Origin of the sequence: Brevibacterium sp. 239c (assembly GCF_900169365.1) — a bacterium.
Taxonomy (GTDB): domain Bacteria; phylum Actinomycetota; class Actinomycetes; order Actinomycetales; family Brevibacteriaceae; genus Brevibacterium.
Genome location: NZ_FXZH01000001.1, coordinates 71569 through 86705 on the forward strand (window position 1 = coordinate 71569; position 15137 = coordinate 86705).

Below are 15137 nucleotides of genomic sequence, written 5' to 3' on the forward strand. Positions count from 1 at the left end.
CGGGGACGTTTCGGTGGGACAGCGCAGATGCGTCAGCCCCAGTTCTTCGCATCAGAGAGGCAGAATGGGTGCCCTGCGGGATCGATGAGCACTACCCAGGTTTCGCCTGGCTGAGGATAGGCCCTGCTCGCTCCGAGTTCGATGCAGCGAGCGGCCGCAGCTTCGATGTCATCGGCGGCGAGATCGAGGTGGAACTGCTTGCGTCCGTCGTCGGGCCAATCCGGGCGTTTGTAGTCCGGGATCGTCCCAATGCCCAGAGCGTTGCTGGGGCCGGTGAGCATTGCGTAGTTCTCATCTGAGTACGCCACCGGCCAACCCAGCACCGCGGAATAGAAGTCGCCGAGCGCCGAAGCGTCCGGGGCGTCGAGCGTGACCATGGCCAATTTCGCGACAGGTGTTGCCTCGGTGGTGGAGGCAGTGGCAGGGGCTTCCTTCATCTCTGTGTCAGTCATGTCTGCCATTCTTGTTCCCTGGACGATGTCGTCGATAGGAAAAATCCGCCACGTAGCGAATCACCGCCCGAACATTTCTTCGGGCGTGTGCTCAGGCCGGCGGAGATGCTTCAGCACGCCAACTATTCCGTGCCGGCGGTGGTCGTCGAAGAGCTGCGTCCCTGGGTGAAGCGGTTGTGGTCGGTGACATGGGACCTGCCCGAGGGCGAGCGCTATCAGACGGCGACAGTGTCGGAACCAGGCATCAACCTCACCGTTGAGTTCGGCGATCTCTATCGGGCGAACACGAACGGTGCCGGGACGTGGCTGACGGGTCCGGTGACTACTCGTCGATTCGATGTCGGGCTCTACGGTCGTGGTGGTGTCATCGGGGTCAACTTCCACCTCGGCGGGACACTGGCGTTCGCGAATGGGTCGCCGGCACTGATCCGGGACACAACTGTGCGGGCCGGTGACTGGTTTCCGGGAATTGATGAACAACTGGGCGTTGACGAGCAGCTGGATGTCGACCAGGTGCGTGAAGCTGATCTGGCCTCCTCAGCTGAGGTGCTTCAGGCGTGGCTGCTGTCTCTGCACCCGAGGATGACCGAGGGATATACCCGGTTCCGACGCGTGCTGGAACTCCTCGACGATCCGAGCGTCATCAGCCTCGGCGAACTGTCATCGCATTGTGCAATGAGTGAACGGTCGCTGCAGCGGATGTTTCACGAATACTGCGGTGTCGGTGTCAAGAAGATCCTCACCCGTGCCCGCGTCAGAGATGCTGTAGCGGCAATCGATCAGGGGTGGGATCGGTCGTTTGTCGAGCTTGCTGCTTTGTTCGGTTGGTTCGACCAGTCGCACTTCACAGCGGATTTCCACCGCGTGACCGGATGCACACCAACCGAGTATCTCGGCTCCCGGATGACGAGCGCCTAGGAGTGCGGCGGCGACGAGAGCAGGACGCAGGAGAGGAGCGGCGTCAGAGGTCGCAGCACGCTCAATCAGCGTCAGAGGTCGCGACACGTTTGGCGATGCCGAATCCGGTGTATCCGAGGATGATGGCAAAGGCGAAGCCGACGTAGCAGAACACTGCCCACGGGGCGTAGTCGAGGACGGAGACGCCCAGTACGCCGGCCATGTAGACGCCTGCCGAGGACCAGGGAACGAGTGGAACGACGACCGTGCCGGAGTCTTCGAGTGTGCGTGAGAGGTTCTTGGCATCCAGGCCCCGATCAGCGTAGGCCTTCTTGAACAGTTCGCCCGGGACGATGATCGACAGGTAGGAATTGCCGGTCACGATGGCCATCGTGATGCATGAGAGCACCGTGGAGAGGACGAGGTCACCTGTGCGCTTCACGAACGTCAGCAGGGACCGGATGATGGTCTCGAGAGCACCGGACTTGGACATGATGCCGGCGAAGGCGAAAGCGCTGAATGCGATGAGGATGACACCGGTCATCGATGCCATTCCGCCCTGGGTCACCAACTCGACGACCTGCGGGTCCAGATTCTTCAGGGTCGAGGGCCCGACTTCGAGCATGTCCGGGGTGAACCCGTCGACGGTGGAGGCGAAGATCGATTCGATGTTGACCTTCTGGAAGATTGCGGCGAGGATGCCGGCAACCAGTGAGGAACCGATGATCGTGGGAAGAGTGGGCAGTTTGAGAATCGCTCCGCCGAGGACGATGAGCATCGGCAGGAGCAGGAGGACGTTGAAGGAGAAGAGACTGTCCAAGGTTCCGGTGACGGCACTGATCTGATCCGAATCGGTCCCGCCGGACTGCTGGTTGATGCCGACGATCAGGTACAGCGCCAGGGCCACGACTGTGGCCGGGATCGTAGTGTAGAGCATGTGCCGAATGTGCTCCCACAAGGTGGTGCCGGCAGCGATCGGAGCCAGGTTGGTCGTATCCGAGAGCGGCGAGAGTTTGTCACCGAAGTACGCACCGGCGACGATCGCTCCGGCGGTGGCCGCCAGCGGTGCGTCCAAGCCCGCGGCGATTCCCATGAGGGCGACGCCCACTGTTCCTGCCGATCCCCACGAGGTGCCGGTGATGACCGAGACGATCGCGGAGATGACGAAGGCGATGAGCACGATGAACTGTGCGCTGATGAGTCCCAAGCCGTAGTAGATCATCATCGGAATGGTGCCGGCGATCATCCAGGTGCCGATGAGAATGCCGATGGAGATGAGCACGAGCAGCGCCGGCATTGCAGTGTCGAGTTTCTCCCTGATGCCAAGGAGCATCTCCTCCCAGCTCAGTCCCATCCGCAGAGCCACCAGGCCGGCGATGATGGCGGAGAGGATCAGCAGCGGTTCGGGTGCGAGCCCGAGAACGCCGTAGCCCACAGCCAGCAGCGCGAGCATCGCCGCCAGGGGCACCAGTGACCAGCCCAGGGACGGGCGCTTCTCCTCGACATCATCGGGCAGAGCCGTCGTGTCGTGCTCATGGCTCATTCGAAGGTTCCTCGGATCTGTGGTGTGCCGTCGCGGACGACCTCTCGTCCCCGGGCAAAGGCAAGCTGGATGGTGTGGTCATCATCGGTCAGCAGGATGTCGGCATCCGCTCCGACACGCAGGCGTCCCTTGTGGCTGAGGCCGAGCGCATCGGCCGTATTGGACGTGACGAGAGATATGGCCGCAGACAGGTCGACACCAGGGAGGTCGGCACACGCCCACACCTGCTCATACAGGGTCGTCTGCTTGGCGACGTCCATGCCGATGAGCCGTCCATCGGGGTCGAACTCCGGCAGGCTGCCGTTGGCATCGGAGGAGAGAGTGAGACGGCCAAGTTCACCGCCGAGGTCGATGTAGCGTGTCAGCGACCTGGTCGTTGTCGACGAGGCCGTCATATCGACTGTGGCGCCTTTGGCGGCCAGATCAACGGCGTCGGCCAGCAGCTCGGGGGACCGGGTGATGTGGGTGGCGTAGATGGCCTGCGGCGCGATCGGATATTCGTCGAGGAGACGATGCAGCGGGGCCAGCCGGGTCTCGTAGGGGCCGACGTGGAAGTGGGTGATTCCGGCCTTGCCGGACAGCAGTCCACCGACATGAGACTGACTGACGAGCTCGGCCAGAGCCTCGATTGTGGGTTGGAACGAACGCCGGTCCGAGATCGCAACCTCTCCGACGCCGATGACCTTGTCGATGAGGACGACATCATCGACGACAGCACCGGTCAGGGTCCGTGCCGGGACCTGGTAGCTGCCCGTATAGATGTAGGTGGAGATGCCCTCGGCTTCGAGCCCTCTGGCCTTGGCGAGGAGATCGGCGTGGCTGCGGGTCACACCGTCGGTTCCCAGACAGCCGATGACGGTGGTGACTCCGGCGCCCACGATGTCGCTGACCACGATCTCGGGGGTGCGGTTGGCGTAGCCGCCTTCGCCTCCGCCGCCAGCGATGTGGACATGAGGATCGATGAAGCCTGGAGTGGCTGTGAGTCCCTGTGCATCGATGACGGTGGCGTGGGGAAGACCGTCGAGGGCCTCGGCGGGGAGGTCACCGATGAAGGTGATCTGCCGTCCCTCGATGAGGACGTCCTGCTTACCAAGTCGTTCCGGGGCACAGATGTCGGCGCCGCGCAGCAATGTGACCATGGTTCGTCTTCTCCTCGGGGTCTTTCCTCGCAATGGCTATCCGGGAATGATTCCTTTGCCGTCGACCTTTGGGATGGCAGCGAGCAACTTCTGCGTATAGGGATGCTGAGGGTCATTCCAGATCTGTTCTGTCGAACCGACCTCGACAATCCTACCTGCCTCCATGACAGCCACACGGTCCGCGATGTCACGCACGACCGAGAGGTCGTGGCTGATGAAGATCATCGACGCGCCCGAGTCAATGGCCAGATCTCTCATCATCCGCGCGATCCTGGCCTGGAGAAACGCATCCAGAGAGGCGATCGGCTCATCGCCGACGAGCACCTTAGGGCCAGCCGCCAGCGCACGCGCGATGGCGATGCGCTGCCGTTGCCCGCCCGAGAAGGAATGCGAGAACCTCTCCGCAGCATCGACGGGCAGATCGACGGCTTCGAGGAGGGACTCCACGCTCCAGTTCTGTTCCGGGTCGAGAGCAAGGGCGTCGGTGAGCTGATCCCGGATGCGTCTGCGCGGGTTCAATGATGCGTAGGGATTCTGGAAGACCATCTGGACTCCCCGCAGGTTTTTGGGCCGGCGGGCAAGGCCGAGGGGTTTCACCGGCTGGGATTCGAAGGTGATGGAGCCACCCGCGGTCTTCTCGAGTCCGCAGATGAGTTTGGCCAGCGTGGACTTGCCGCAACCGGATTCGCCCACGAGGCCCAGGACTTCCGAATGCCGCAGCTGCAGGGAGACGTCGCTGACGGCACGGAACCGGCCGCCGCCATTGAGCTTGTACTCACACGACACATTGTTGAGTTCAAGCAGCGGCGTCTGGGACGTACGAGGAGCACCCTCGGTCGTTGTCGTCGTTGTCATCAGCGTGAGACCTCTGCTCCTGGCAGCGATTCGATGAGTGAGCGGGTGTACTCGTGTTGGGGTGCTGTGATCACAGGTTCGCGATCACCGGTTTCGACGACCAGTCCGTTCTGCATCACGACGATCGTGTCGGCTACCGAGGACAGGACCCCGAAGTCGTGAGTGACTAGGAGGACGGCCAAGTTGAGGTCATCGCAGAGTTCACGCAGCAGCCGCAGGATTCCCGCCTGCACGGTGACATCGAGGGCGGTGGTCGGTTCATCGGCGATGAGCACGTTCGGGTCGCAGATGATCGCCGAGGCGAAGGCGATGCGTTGGAGCTGACCGCCGGAGAATTGGTGGGGATACTTCCCGATCGCCTCCTCAGGGTGCGGCACGCGGGTACGTTCGAGGATATGGACCGCGCGTTCCAGGGCTTCCTTCTTCGAGACCTTCTTATGATGGCGAAGGTGATCGGTGATCTGATCGCCGACGGTGAGCATGGGATGGAACGCGGAGGAGGGATCCTGGAACACCATCGACAGCTGCACCCCGCGCAGCCGGTTGTGGACCTTGGCAGGCATACCCACCAACTCGGTGCCGTCGAAGTCGATGCTGCCGCTCAGCTGGGCGCCGGCGGGGGAGAGGCCCATGATCGCCAGTCCCGTCTGGGTTTTGCCCGAGCCGGAGGCACCGGCGACTCCGGTGATCTTTCCTGCCTCCAGATCGAAGGAGACGTTGCGGAGGATGTGCTTCTCGTCCTTGCCCGTCGTCACCGACAGGCTGAGGTCTCTGATGCTGATCATGCTCATGAGGTGGTCTCTCCGACTTCCTGTGCCGTATGCGGGTCAAGTGCATCGCGCAGACTGTCACCGATGAAATTGAAGGCCATGACGATGGTGAGGATGCACAGTCCGGGGAAGAACGCGATCCACCATGAGGCGAACTGCGAGACTCCTTCGCTGATCATGGCTCCCCAGTCCGGAGTCGGTGGGACGACGCCCAGAGACAGGAACGAGAGTCCGGCCATCGTGAGAATCGCCGAACCCACATCGAGGGTGGCGAGAACCACGACCGGGGAGAGCACATTCGGCGCTATCTCGCGGATGAGGGACTTCCCGGCGCTGAAGCCGAGCAGTCTGCCGGCGACGACGTATTCGCTGTTGCGTGCTGACATCACCAGAGACCTGGTGACACGGGCATAGGAGGGCCAAGAGACAAGGAGAATTGCGATGATGGCGTTCTTCAGACCCGGTCCCAGCGCTGCTGCGATGACCATGGCGAGGATGATGGTCGGAAACGCGAAGACGAGATCGGCTATGCGCATGATGACCTCGTCCACTGCGCGTCCGAAATAGCCGGCGATCGCACCGAGAACTGATCCGAGCAGTGATGAGCAGATGACGACGAAGACCGCCGCGGGCAGGGTGGTGCGTGCGGACACGACGAGTCTGGAGAGCACGTCTCGGCCCAGGGTGTCGGTGCCCAGCAGGTTCCCGCTTCCAGGAGCGCTGAGCCTGGGGAAATCCTGGGCCAGCGGATTGAACGGGGCGATGAGAGGGGCGAAGATCGCCACGATCAGCCAGAGGGCAAGGATGACGGCGCCGACGAAGCCCAGGGGCGTGCGCAGTGCCTTCGGGAATCTCAGCTTCCACCGTTTGACACCGAGGTCGACGGGATTGCGATCGAGCACCTCGGCGCCGGTGTCATGGGTGTTCGTCGGTGGCTGTTTGGGAGTCCCGATGCTCATCGCACCCTCACTCTCGGATCCACGAAGCCGTAGATCAGGTCGACGATGAAATTGACGATGATGTAGACGATGCCGATGACGAGGCCCACGCCCATGATGACCGGGAGATCGAGTGTCGTAGCACCGCGGAATGCATATTGACCCAGACCATTCCAAGCGAAGACGGTCTCCGTGAGCACCGCACCGGAGAGCAGTGAGCCGAAGGCCAGGCCGACCACCGTGATGATGGGGACGAGGGCGCCGCGGAAGATGTATTTGAAAATGACGGTGCGCGCAGACAGGCCTTTGGCCTTAGCCGCTGTGACGTAGTCGAGCCTGATGATGTCGAGGACACTGGAGCGGCTGAACCGTGTGAGCAGGCCGATCGTGAACAGTGCCAGGACACATGAGGGCAGGATCAGATGCCCGAAGGCGTTGACGAACGTCGACATCTGGCCGGCCAGGAGGGAATCGAGGGTGTAGAGGCCGGTGACCCGAGGAGGTGGTGTAATCCAAGGGTCGAGGCGCCCGGCACCGGGAACCACACGGAGTTTGAAGAAGAAGACGTAGTAGCCGACGGCTGCGATCCAGAAGGTCGGGGCGGAGATGCCGATGAGGCTCAGCGTACGGATGGCGTGATCGAGGAACCGGTTTTGATTGAGCGCGCTGGCCAGACCCAGCAGCAGGCCGATGATCACCGAGATGAGGATGGCTCCGATGCCCAGTTCGATCGAGGCAGGGAAGACCTGCCCGATCGACTGGAGGACTGGTGTTCGGGTTTGGTTCGAGACACCCATATCACCGTGAAGCAGATTGCTCAGATATGTGAAGTACTGCACGATCAGGGGTTGATCGAGGCCGAGGCGCTCGCGGGTAGCCGCGACGATAGCGGGATCCGCGGCCGCCCGGTCGCCGAGGATGGCGGCGACCGGGTCGGTGGGAACCAGGTTCGTCAGCAGGAACGTCACGACGGTGACACCCCAGATGAGAATCAGGCTGATCCCAATCCGAATGAGGATGTAGCGCAGCAGCGGAGGCAGCAGCGGGGGTTTGATGCGCTGCGCTTCGTCGGAGCTCGGCGGGTGTGCGGTGGAGCTATCGGCAGTGCTGACCGACATTCTTACTCGGCTTTCGCGAAGTCGAATGAGATGTCGGCATTGGAGACGTACTTGTTGATGCTCGATCCCACTGCCACGGTGTTGACGGGCTGGACCAGAGGAATCCAGACACCCGTGTCCGTGGTCGCCTTGTACAGCTTGGCATAGGCGGCGTCACGGTCGCTGTCTGTGGCCTTCTCTGCCTCCGCGGCGAGTTTCTTCAGCTTCGGATCGGAGTCCCAGTTGACGCGATCGGCGACACTGCCGCCGGGGATGAAGACGTTGTAGTTCGTGGGATCCGGGTAGTCGGCACCCCAGGTGCCGATGCCCATGGGCTGTTTGGCCGAGCGGAATCCGTCGAGCTGTGTCGAGCTCGGTGCCGGTTTCAGCGCGAGATTGATGCCGGCCTCCTTCAGCTGAGCCTGCAGAGTCTCTGCCAGCTGAGCCAGATCGACTCCGTTGACTGCTTGGTCACTCGAGTAGTGGAAGGGAATCTTCTCACCCTTGTAGCCGGCCTTCTTCAGCAGCTTCTTCGTCTTGGCAAGGTCCTTCTCTGGCGCCTGATCCTTCGGGACGGCACCGATGAACTCGTTGGGGACGAGGCTGGCCATGCGCTGAGATCCCTCCCCGGCGAGGTCGGTGAGTTTGTCGTAGTCGATGGCGGACATCACGGCCTTGCGGAAGTTCGGGTCGGCGGCCGGTCCGCCGAGCTTCTCATCGGTGTTGTTGAAGATGTAGAGGCTGCGTGTCGATGGCAGGCTCGCGATCTCACCCATGGAGTCATCGATCTGCTTCGCCTGGTCGGCATTGAGGTCATAGGCGACCTGCGCCTGACCGGACTGAATATCGGTCAGCTGGGTCTCTGCAGAGACGTTGCGCAGCACGACGCGCTTGAACTTCGGCTTCGGGCCGTTGTAATGCTCGTTCGCCGTCAGCACCACCTGGCTGTCGGCATCATATTTGTCGACCTTGTACGGCCCCGAGCCCTGCGAGTTCTCGTTGAGGAATGCCTCGGCACCGTCCTTCTCATCGGTCGTGCCTTCATTCTCCTTGACAACTTTCGAATTCACGATGCCGATCGAGGCATTGGGCAGAATGTAGGGGAGCGCAGGATTGGGCTTTTTGCTGGTCAGCTCGACGGTCTCATCGTCGACTTTCTTGATGGTGACGCCGTCGAGGAAGAACGAGGGATTGCCCTTGATGCCCTTAAGCCGTTCGAAGGAGAAGACGACGTCATCCATGGTGACAGGGTCGCCGTTGGAGAACTTCGCGTCCTTCTCCTTGAGCTTCAGCGTCATCTTCTTGTTGTCGTCGGACATCTCGAAGGAGCACAGGCCATCGGTCGGCTTGGTGAGATCGCCGTCTTTGAACTCCAGCGCCGTCTGATAGATCGCGGTGTCGATCGTGGAACCGGTGAACTCGAACTGTCGGTGGGGATCGATCGTCTTGAGGTTGAAGGCGGTTTCGGCGACGATCGTGTCGCCGGCCTCGCCTCCTCCTTTGTCGCCTCCGCTGCATGCTGCGAGACCGAAGGTGAGAGCCAGGGCGGAACCGATCGCGAGCGCTCGGCGGGGGAGACGGACCTTCATGTGAGCTTCCTTACGTTAGGTGTTGTAGCTCACACTAAATCCCCATCGGCCTCCGTTCAATCTGCCATGCCACAACGCTGAGTGTTCTATGCTGTGGCATTCCACCAATGTCTCACCAGGTGGGAGCCTTAACCTGCGGTTTCAGCCGGGCGGAGGTGCCGAGCCCGAGTGCAGCGTCGGTGGCGGCGGAACTGCGCGCTACAGCCTCGGTGTCCCAGTCTGTTCTGTCGATGTCGGGGATCGCCTGGCTCATGATGTCCTTCCATCCGCGATGCCACCGGGTGGGGAAAGCCGAGCGCAGCAGATTGAGCATGATCGGCACGGCGGTCGAGGCTCCAGGAGAGGCGCCGAGGAGTCCCGCGATCGAACCGTCGGCACCGACGACGAGTTCCGTGCCCTGCTGCAGAACGCCGATGTGCTTGGCATCCGGTTTCACCAGCTGTGCTCGCTGCCCGGCGGGAACGAGCTGCCATTCGTTGAATCGTGCCTTCGGATAGTAGCGACGCAGCTGTGCGAACTTCTTCTTCGGACCGGCGGCGAGCTCCGTGACGAGGAATTTCACGAGGTCGAGGTTCTGCAGGCCCGCGGCGGCGATGACGTGGAGATTATCCAGGCGCAGCGTGGTGAAGAAGTCACTGAGCTTGCCGTGTTTGAGCAGCTTGGTGCTGAACGTCGCATAGGGGCCGAACAGCAGATGCTCCTTGCCGTCGATGATGCGTTTGTCGAGATGGGGCACGGACATCGGGGGAGCGCCGACATCGGCCTGACCGTAGACCTTCGCCTCATGGTGCCGGACTGCAGCGGGAGTGGAGCTGCGGTAGAACGAAGCGCCGACCGGCAGCACGGCATAGCCCCGCACCTCCGGGATGTGACTCTTCTGCAGGAGATGCAGGGCGAATCCGCCGGCGCCGACGAAGACGGTTCCTGCGCGAAGTGAAAATCGGCCATGGTGTGATTTGCCTGTGATCTCCCATCCCTCGGCGGTGCTGGACAGCCCGGTGACCTCATGGCCGACAAGGATCTTATTGGCCGAATCGTCGGTGACGATCGACATCAGTGCCTTCGTCAGTGCTCCGAAGTCGACGTCGGTGCCACGCGGATCGCGTGATGCGGCGATGGGTTCGCCGTCGCGGACTCGCCCGTCCATGGTCAGCGGCGCCCACTTCGCGATCTGCTCAGGGTCAGCGGTGAATTCCATGGTCGAAAACAGCGGATTCTCCCGCAGCGTTTCGACTCGATGACGCAGATAGGCGACATCCTCGGCTCCGAAGACGAGGTTCATATGGGTCGTGGAATGGATGAAGTCGTCTGCGGCGATGAGGCCCTGCTGAGCCAGGTATGACCACCACTGGCGGCTGAGGTGGAACTGCTCGGCGATCGCGGCCGGCTTCGCGCCGTTCGAAGGGTCTGCCATGTAGTTGAGTTCGCAGAGCCCGGAGTGTCCGGTTCCGGCATTGTTCCAGGGGTCGCTGCTCTCGCCAGCGATGGTGTCGGCCTTCTCAAGGACGACGACGCGCAGCTCGGGGTCGAGCACAGTGAGCATTGAGCCCAGGGTGGCCGACATGACGCCGCCTCCGATGAGTACGACATCTGCGTTGGGGAGGGTGTGGGGTGCAGCAGTATTTCGCTTCATGCTCTCACCATGCGCCGCAGCGAATCATCCGTCCAATGCGGAATAGTATCGATATAATCCGAATATGGATGGATGGGTGGCGGGCCAGATCCCGCAGCTGAGCGCTCTGGTGGAACTTGTCGACCAGGAGGGGCATATGACTGAGGCTGCTACGGCACTCGGCATTCCCCAGTCGACGATGAGTCGGCGGATTCACGGTCTTGAGGACCATCTCGGCGTGCCCCTCATCGTCCCCGATGGAAGGGCGATCAGCCTGACTGGGGCCGCCAGGGCGCTCGCAGATTCGATTAGGGGGCCGATGCGAGAGATCGGAATCGCGATCGCGGACCTCGCCGAGGCTGCCGATCCAGATCATGGAACGATTCGGTTCGGGTTTCCGCTCACGATGGGTGCGGGCCAGATCCCCGACCTTCTGGCCGCCTTCAGCTCGCGACACCCAGGAATCCGACTCGATCTCAAGCAGGCACATGGTGCTGAGCTTGTCCGGGATCTGCAGAAGGGGGCACTCGACCTGGCGATCATCATCCCGACACCGTTCCAGATGCCGCATGAGGTCATCGCTTCTCAAGAGATAGTGGCCGCAGTACCTGCTAATCATCGGCTTGCGGGCAGGCGAAGTGTCACCGTGGCGCAGCTGGCGAACGAGGAATTCATTGCCAATCCAGCGACCTACAATCTGCGCAGCCTCACCGACCAGTGGTGCGCGGATGCCGGGTTCGGGCCACAGGTGAAGACCGAAGTCACGGAGTTCTCAACGATCCGCGAATTCGTCAGCCGGGGAATGGGTGTCGCGCTGATCCCGCGCAATGTGCGCCACATGGAGGGAATCGCCGAGGTTGTCCTGCGTGGCGGTGACTATGTCCGTGAGGTCTCTGTGTGTTCGGCTGTCCGTCATCCCAGTCGCGTCGTTGGCCGCCTGCGCGACTTCATCCACGAGCGAGCCCAGCAGTGGGAGGCGATGCCGTAACCTCGGCGGCAGCCTGACCAGCGGTGAGGAGCACTCCTTCTCAGGCCCGCGAGCGCGCCAATAGGTACACGAAGTACGGAGCGCCGATGAGTGCGACGATGAGTCCGGCAGGAATCTGCGCGGGAGCAATGACCGTCCGTCCCAAAGCGTCCGCCACGACCAGTCCGAGCGCACCCAGGAGCATCGCGGTCGGAACGACGCGGGCATGCCGGCTGCCGACGAGGGCACGGGCCGCATGCGGAGCGACAAGTCCGATGAATCCGACGACGCCGACGGCGGAGACGCTGACAGCGGCCAGCACCGCCGCAGTGACGAGCACGCCCAGGCGCACGGGTTCACGCGGAACCCCGACCAACCTCGGCGTATCGTCGTCAAGTGCCAGCAAGTCCAGCTCCCTGGTCCACACGAAGGCCAAGGGAATCGCTGCGAGGAGAACGAGGGCCACAGGCGCGACATCCGCCCAGGCCCGGCCATAGGTGGAACCGGAGAGCCAGGTGAAGAGCGTTGGAGTGTCCCAGGGATTCGCGCGGACGAGGAACAAGGTGGTCAGGGCGGTGAAGCCGAACCACATGCCGATGCCGATGAGCACGAGTCGGTCGGTGTTCATCCCACCGCGCCAGGAGAGTCCGTAGATGATGGCGAAGGCCACGAGAGCACCGATGACGCCGGCGCTCGAGATGAGGACGACGGTGGCTCCGGGAATCAGAGTGATGACGATGACGGCACCGAGACCGGCGCCACCCGTGATGCCGAGCAGTCCCGGCTCCGCCAACGGATTGCGGGCGCTGGCCTGGACGAACGTCCCCGACAGCCCCAGGGCGGCACCAGCAGCCAGAGCAGCAGCTACACGCGGTGCGCGGGAGTCGAGCGCAAAGGAGATGACCGGTGCCGCCCGGTCCTGGAGCCACAGCGCGACGTCGCCGAGGAGGTAGAACCGTTCACCGGTCAGCAGCGCGAGGACGGCGACGGCGATGAGCACGACGACCCCGGTGGCGATGATGACGACTGCGCGACGAATGCCGAACACCCGCGATCGGGCGGCCGAGGTCGCTTGAGCAGGTCCCGAGGAGCGCATGGAACGAGCCAGGACCACGAGGACGATTGCGCCGAGCACCGTAGTGGTCACCCCTGAGGGCAGGGTGATCGCCTCGGTGGCTCCGACGATGGCGCGCAGCACGGCGTCGGCGAGGATGACGATGATCGCGCCGATGAGCGCCGTGGCCGGAATCATCACCGCATGCTTGCCGAGCACTGGAACGAGGCGCGTGAGCAGCCTGGCGATGACCGGGGCGCAGAGCCCGACGAACCCGATCGGCCCGGCCAGGGTCACTGCCGTGGCGGTGAGGATGACGGCGAGCAATATCCCGATCGCACGAGTCGAGCGGATCGGCACGCCGAGAACCGAGGCGGCATCATCACCGAGACTGAGCAGATCGAGGCGGCGTGAGAGCAGTATGGCGGCGGCGGTGATGACGGCGATGACAGGGATGCTGCGGATCGCGGCCGTCCCATCGAGCTGATTGAGGGTACCCGATCCCCAGGAGTAGAGGCTCGTCGTCTCCTCCTGGAAGAGGATGAGCAGCGTCGAGGTGCCGGCTTGCAGGGCCAATGCGGTCGCAGTGCCTGCGAGCACCAGGCGAGTAGTCGAGGACGCTGCGCCACCGGCGAGGCCGAGAACGAGGGCGGCAGCGAGCAGGCCACCGACGAAGGCGACACCACCGGAGGCCCACATCGGAATCGAGATCCCGAATGCCGTGACCACGGTGACGGCGAAGTACGAGCCTCCGGTGACGGCGAGGGTGTCCGGTGAGGCCAGCGGGTTGCGTGCCAGTGACTGGAACAGTGCACCTGCCACGCCGAGGGCGACGCCCACGAGTATTCCGGCACCCACGCGCGGCAGCCGTGACCCGATGAGGATGTCACGGGCACTCGGTCCCACCTCGGCGGGGGAGTCCGAGGCCCCTGTCAGCGCAGCGAACAGATCCCGGAATCCGATCCCCGAGGTGCCCTGAGTGATGTGCCAAGCCGAGATCAGGGCAAGGACGACGGCCAGTCCGAGCAGGACGCCGCCGGCGGAAAGTGCGCCGATGGCTCCGAACCTCCGTGCCGGAGCGTCGGGCGTCGCCATCGCCGAGGTGTTCGCAGGCATTTTCGTGGGTGTGTGAGCGGACATGGACTACTTGGTCAGCGCCTCGACGTAGGCGTCGAGAGCCTGTTCAGAGGACTTGGGCCCGCCGAAGGTCCAGATGCCGGAGGGGAATGGGTAGGTGCGCTTGTCCTTGACAGCAGGAATGTTCGACCAGATGTCGTTCTTCTTCAGCAGCTCGACATAGTCCTCTGATTCCGGGTCGTCGGTACCGGTGTAGAAGAAGTTCGCGTCACCGACCTCCGAGATGCCCTCGATATCGGTCTGCCCCAGGCCATAGGCCGGGTCGACCTCACCGGTCCATACGTTCTTCAGTCCCAGTTCCTCACCCAGCTCACCGAACAGGGAACCCTGACCAAAGGGGCGCAGGGCGACATTGGAGCCGTTGACCCAGCCGTCGAAGTAGACGAAGTCCTTTGTGGGCAGGTCAGCGTCGGCGAGTTCTTTCTTCGACTCCTCGACCTTGGCATCGAAGTCGGACAGGACAGTCTTCGCGCGCTCGCCACGGCCGGTCACCTCGGCGAGGGTGGAGAAGGTGTCCTTCATGTAGCCGATGGGATCCTTGCCGTTCGCTCCGGTCATCGCCATGACGGGGATGCCCTGGTCCTCGAGCTGACCGACGATCTTGTCATCGCGAGAGGTCGTCTCGATGATGACGAGATCGGGGTTCGCCGAGAGGATCGACTCCACATTGGGTTCCTGCCGGGTACCGACATCGGTGACGCCCTCAGGCAGCTTCTCCGCAGTGTCCCAGGTGGTGAAGCCCTTCGCATCGGCCACGGCAGCCGGGTCGATGCACAGTGAAACCAGATCCTCGGTGTACTGCCACTCGAGTGAGACGACCTTCGCGGCAGGTTTGTCGAGATCGATCTGGTGGCCAGTGTCGTCCTTGACGGAGACAGGGTCCGCCGAGGTGGTGCTTGAGTCGTCGGCACACGCTTCGGATGTCGATGTGGATGAGCCATCATCGGCCGAAGCATCGGTGGAGGTCGTGCCGCAGGCCGACAGTGTGAGGGCGCAGACAGCCGAGACGGACGCGAGGACGAATACGGGCTTGCGCAGATGTGTCTGAGGCGAAATTTTCACGGAGGTGTCTCTTTCTTGAGAGGTG

At 62.8% G+C, this 15137-nt stretch carries 13 protein-coding genes; 2 read left to right on the forward strand and 11 right to left on the reverse strand.

Annotated features, from left to right (window positions below; translation table 11 throughout):
- Nucleotides 1-32: 32 nt before the first annotated feature.
- The gene (locus tag BSP239C_RS00350) at nucleotides 33-452 is read right to left on the reverse strand and encodes a VOC family protein (protein ID WP_101569890.1); all 420 of its coding nucleotides are present in this window, start codon (nucleotides 450-452) and stop codon (nucleotides 33-35) included.
- A gap of 105 nt (nucleotides 453-557) precedes the next feature.
- On the opposite strand from BSP239C_RS00350, the gene BSP239C_RS00355 reads away from it, so the two are divergent.
- Nucleotides 558-1370 carry a helix-turn-helix transcriptional regulator gene (locus BSP239C_RS00355; protein ID WP_257929970.1) on the forward strand — a complete coding sequence of 271 codons (813 nt, stop codon included), beginning with the start codon at nucleotides 558-560 and terminating at the stop codon, nucleotides 1368-1370.
- A 61-nt stretch (nucleotides 1371-1431) separates the two neighbouring features.
- Here the strand turns inward: BSP239C_RS00355 and nhaC are convergent, their stop codons facing one another.
- The 8 genes from nhaC to BSP239C_RS00395 form a co-directional block, all read right to left on the reverse strand.
- A complete protein-coding gene (nhaC, locus tag BSP239C_RS00360) occupies nucleotides 1432-2892 on the reverse strand; it encodes a Na+/H+ antiporter NhaC (protein WP_101569637.1) in 1461 nt (486 codons plus the stop codon).
- The gene (gene iadA / locus BSP239C_RS00365; RefSeq protein WP_101569638.1) at nucleotides 2889-4031 is read right to left on the reverse strand and encodes a beta-aspartyl-peptidase; all 1143 of its coding nucleotides are present in this window, start codon (nucleotides 4029-4031) and stop codon (nucleotides 2889-2891) included. The genes nhaC and iadA overlap by 4 nt, the downstream gene beginning before the upstream one ends.
- Nucleotides 4032-4067: 36 nt before the next feature.
- On the reverse strand, nucleotides 4068-4886 hold the full coding sequence (locus tag BSP239C_RS00370; RefSeq protein ID WP_101569639.1) for an ABC transporter ATP-binding protein: 819 nt from the start codon (nucleotides 4884-4886) through the stop codon (nucleotides 4068-4070).
- Nucleotides 4886-5677: an ABC transporter ATP-binding protein gene (locus BSP239C_RS00375; protein WP_101569640.1), complete on the reverse strand. Its 792-nt coding sequence runs from the start codon at nucleotides 5675-5677 to the stop codon at nucleotides 4886-4888. Before BSP239C_RS00375 ends, BSP239C_RS00370 begins: the two co-directional genes overlap by 1 nt.
- On the reverse strand, nucleotides 5674-6615 hold the full coding sequence (locus tag BSP239C_RS00380; protein ID WP_101569641.1) for an ABC transporter permease: 942 nt from the start codon (nucleotides 6613-6615) through the stop codon (nucleotides 5674-5676). The genes BSP239C_RS00375 and BSP239C_RS00380 overlap by 4 nt, the downstream gene beginning before the upstream one ends.
- Nucleotides 6612-7712, reverse strand: coding sequence for an ABC transporter permease (locus tag BSP239C_RS00385; RefSeq protein WP_101569642.1), 1101 nt, complete (start codon nucleotides 7710-7712; stop codon nucleotides 6612-6614). The genes BSP239C_RS00380 and BSP239C_RS00385 overlap by 4 nt, the downstream gene beginning before the upstream one ends.
- 2 nt (nucleotides 7713-7714) lie before the next feature.
- Complete coding sequence (locus tag BSP239C_RS00390; protein ID WP_101569643.1) at nucleotides 7715-9280, reverse strand: ABC transporter substrate-binding protein; 1566 nt, start codon at nucleotides 9278-9280, stop codon at nucleotides 7715-7717.
- A gap of 112 nt (nucleotides 9281-9392) precedes the next feature.
- A complete protein-coding gene (locus tag BSP239C_RS00395; protein WP_101569644.1) occupies nucleotides 9393-10913 on the reverse strand; it encodes a malate:quinone oxidoreductase in 1521 nt (506 codons plus the stop codon).
- A gap of 64 nt (nucleotides 10914-10977) precedes the next feature.
- Here BSP239C_RS00395 and BSP239C_RS00400 point away from each other — a divergent pair, with 64 nt between their 5' ends.
- Nucleotides 10978-11880: a LysR family transcriptional regulator gene (locus BSP239C_RS00400; protein WP_101569645.1), complete on the forward strand. Its 903-nt coding sequence runs from the start codon at nucleotides 10978-10980 to the stop codon at nucleotides 11878-11880.
- A gap of 40 nt (nucleotides 11881-11920) precedes the next feature.
- Here the strand turns inward: BSP239C_RS00400 and BSP239C_RS00405 are convergent, their stop codons facing one another.
- Entirely contained in the window at nucleotides 11921-14029 is a 2109-nt protein-coding gene (locus BSP239C_RS00405) for an iron ABC transporter permease (RefSeq protein WP_374701002.1), read from the reverse strand.
- Nucleotides 14030-14056: 27 nt separating this feature from the next.
- Nucleotides 14057-15112: an iron-siderophore ABC transporter substrate-binding protein gene (locus BSP239C_RS00410; protein WP_257929972.1), complete on the reverse strand. Its 1056-nt coding sequence runs from the start codon at nucleotides 15110-15112 to the stop codon at nucleotides 14057-14059.
- Between the last annotated feature and the right edge of the window lie 25 nt (nucleotides 15113-15137).

Coding starts and splice junctions, on each gene's coding strand:
- BSP239C_RS00350 (WP_101569890.1), bottom strand. CDS start 452: ATGACTGACACAGAGATGAAGGAAGCCCCTGCCACTGCCTCCACCACC.
- BSP239C_RS00355 (WP_257929970.1), top strand. CDS start 558: ATGCTTCAGCACGCCAACTATTCCGTGCCGGCGGTGGTCGTCGAAGAG.
- nhaC (WP_101569637.1), bottom strand. CDS start 2,892: ATGAGCCATGAGCACGACACGACGGCTCTGCCCGATGATGTCGAGGAG.
- iadA (WP_101569638.1), bottom strand. CDS start 4,031: ATGGTCACATTGCTGCGCGGCGCCGACATCTGTGCCCCGGAACGACTT.
- BSP239C_RS00370 (WP_101569639.1), bottom strand. CDS start 4,886: ATGACAACGACGACAACGACCGAGGGTGCTCCTCGTACGTCCCAGACG.
- BSP239C_RS00375 (WP_101569640.1), bottom strand. CDS start 5,677: ATGAGCATGATCAGCATCAGAGACCTCAGCCTGTCGGTGACGACGGGC.
- BSP239C_RS00380 (WP_101569641.1), bottom strand. CDS start 6,615: ATGAGCATCGGGACTCCCAAACAGCCACCGACGAACACCCATGACACC.
- BSP239C_RS00385 (WP_101569642.1), bottom strand. CDS start 7,712: ATGTCGGTCAGCACTGCCGATAGCTCCACCGCACACCCGCCGAGCTCC.
- BSP239C_RS00390 (WP_101569643.1), bottom strand. CDS start 9,280: ATGAAGGTCCGTCTCCCCCGCCGAGCGCTCGCGATCGGTTCCGCCCTG.
- BSP239C_RS00395 (WP_101569644.1), bottom strand. CDS start 10,913: ATGAAGCGAAATACTGCTGCACCCCACACCCTCCCCAACGCAGATGTC.
- BSP239C_RS00400 (WP_101569645.1), top strand. CDS start 10,978: ATGGATGGATGGGTGGCGGGCCAGATCCCGCAGCTGAGCGCTCTGGTG.
- BSP239C_RS00405 (WP_374701002.1), bottom strand. CDS start 14,029: ATGCCTGCGAACACCTCGGCGATGGCGACGCCCGACGCTCCGGCACGG.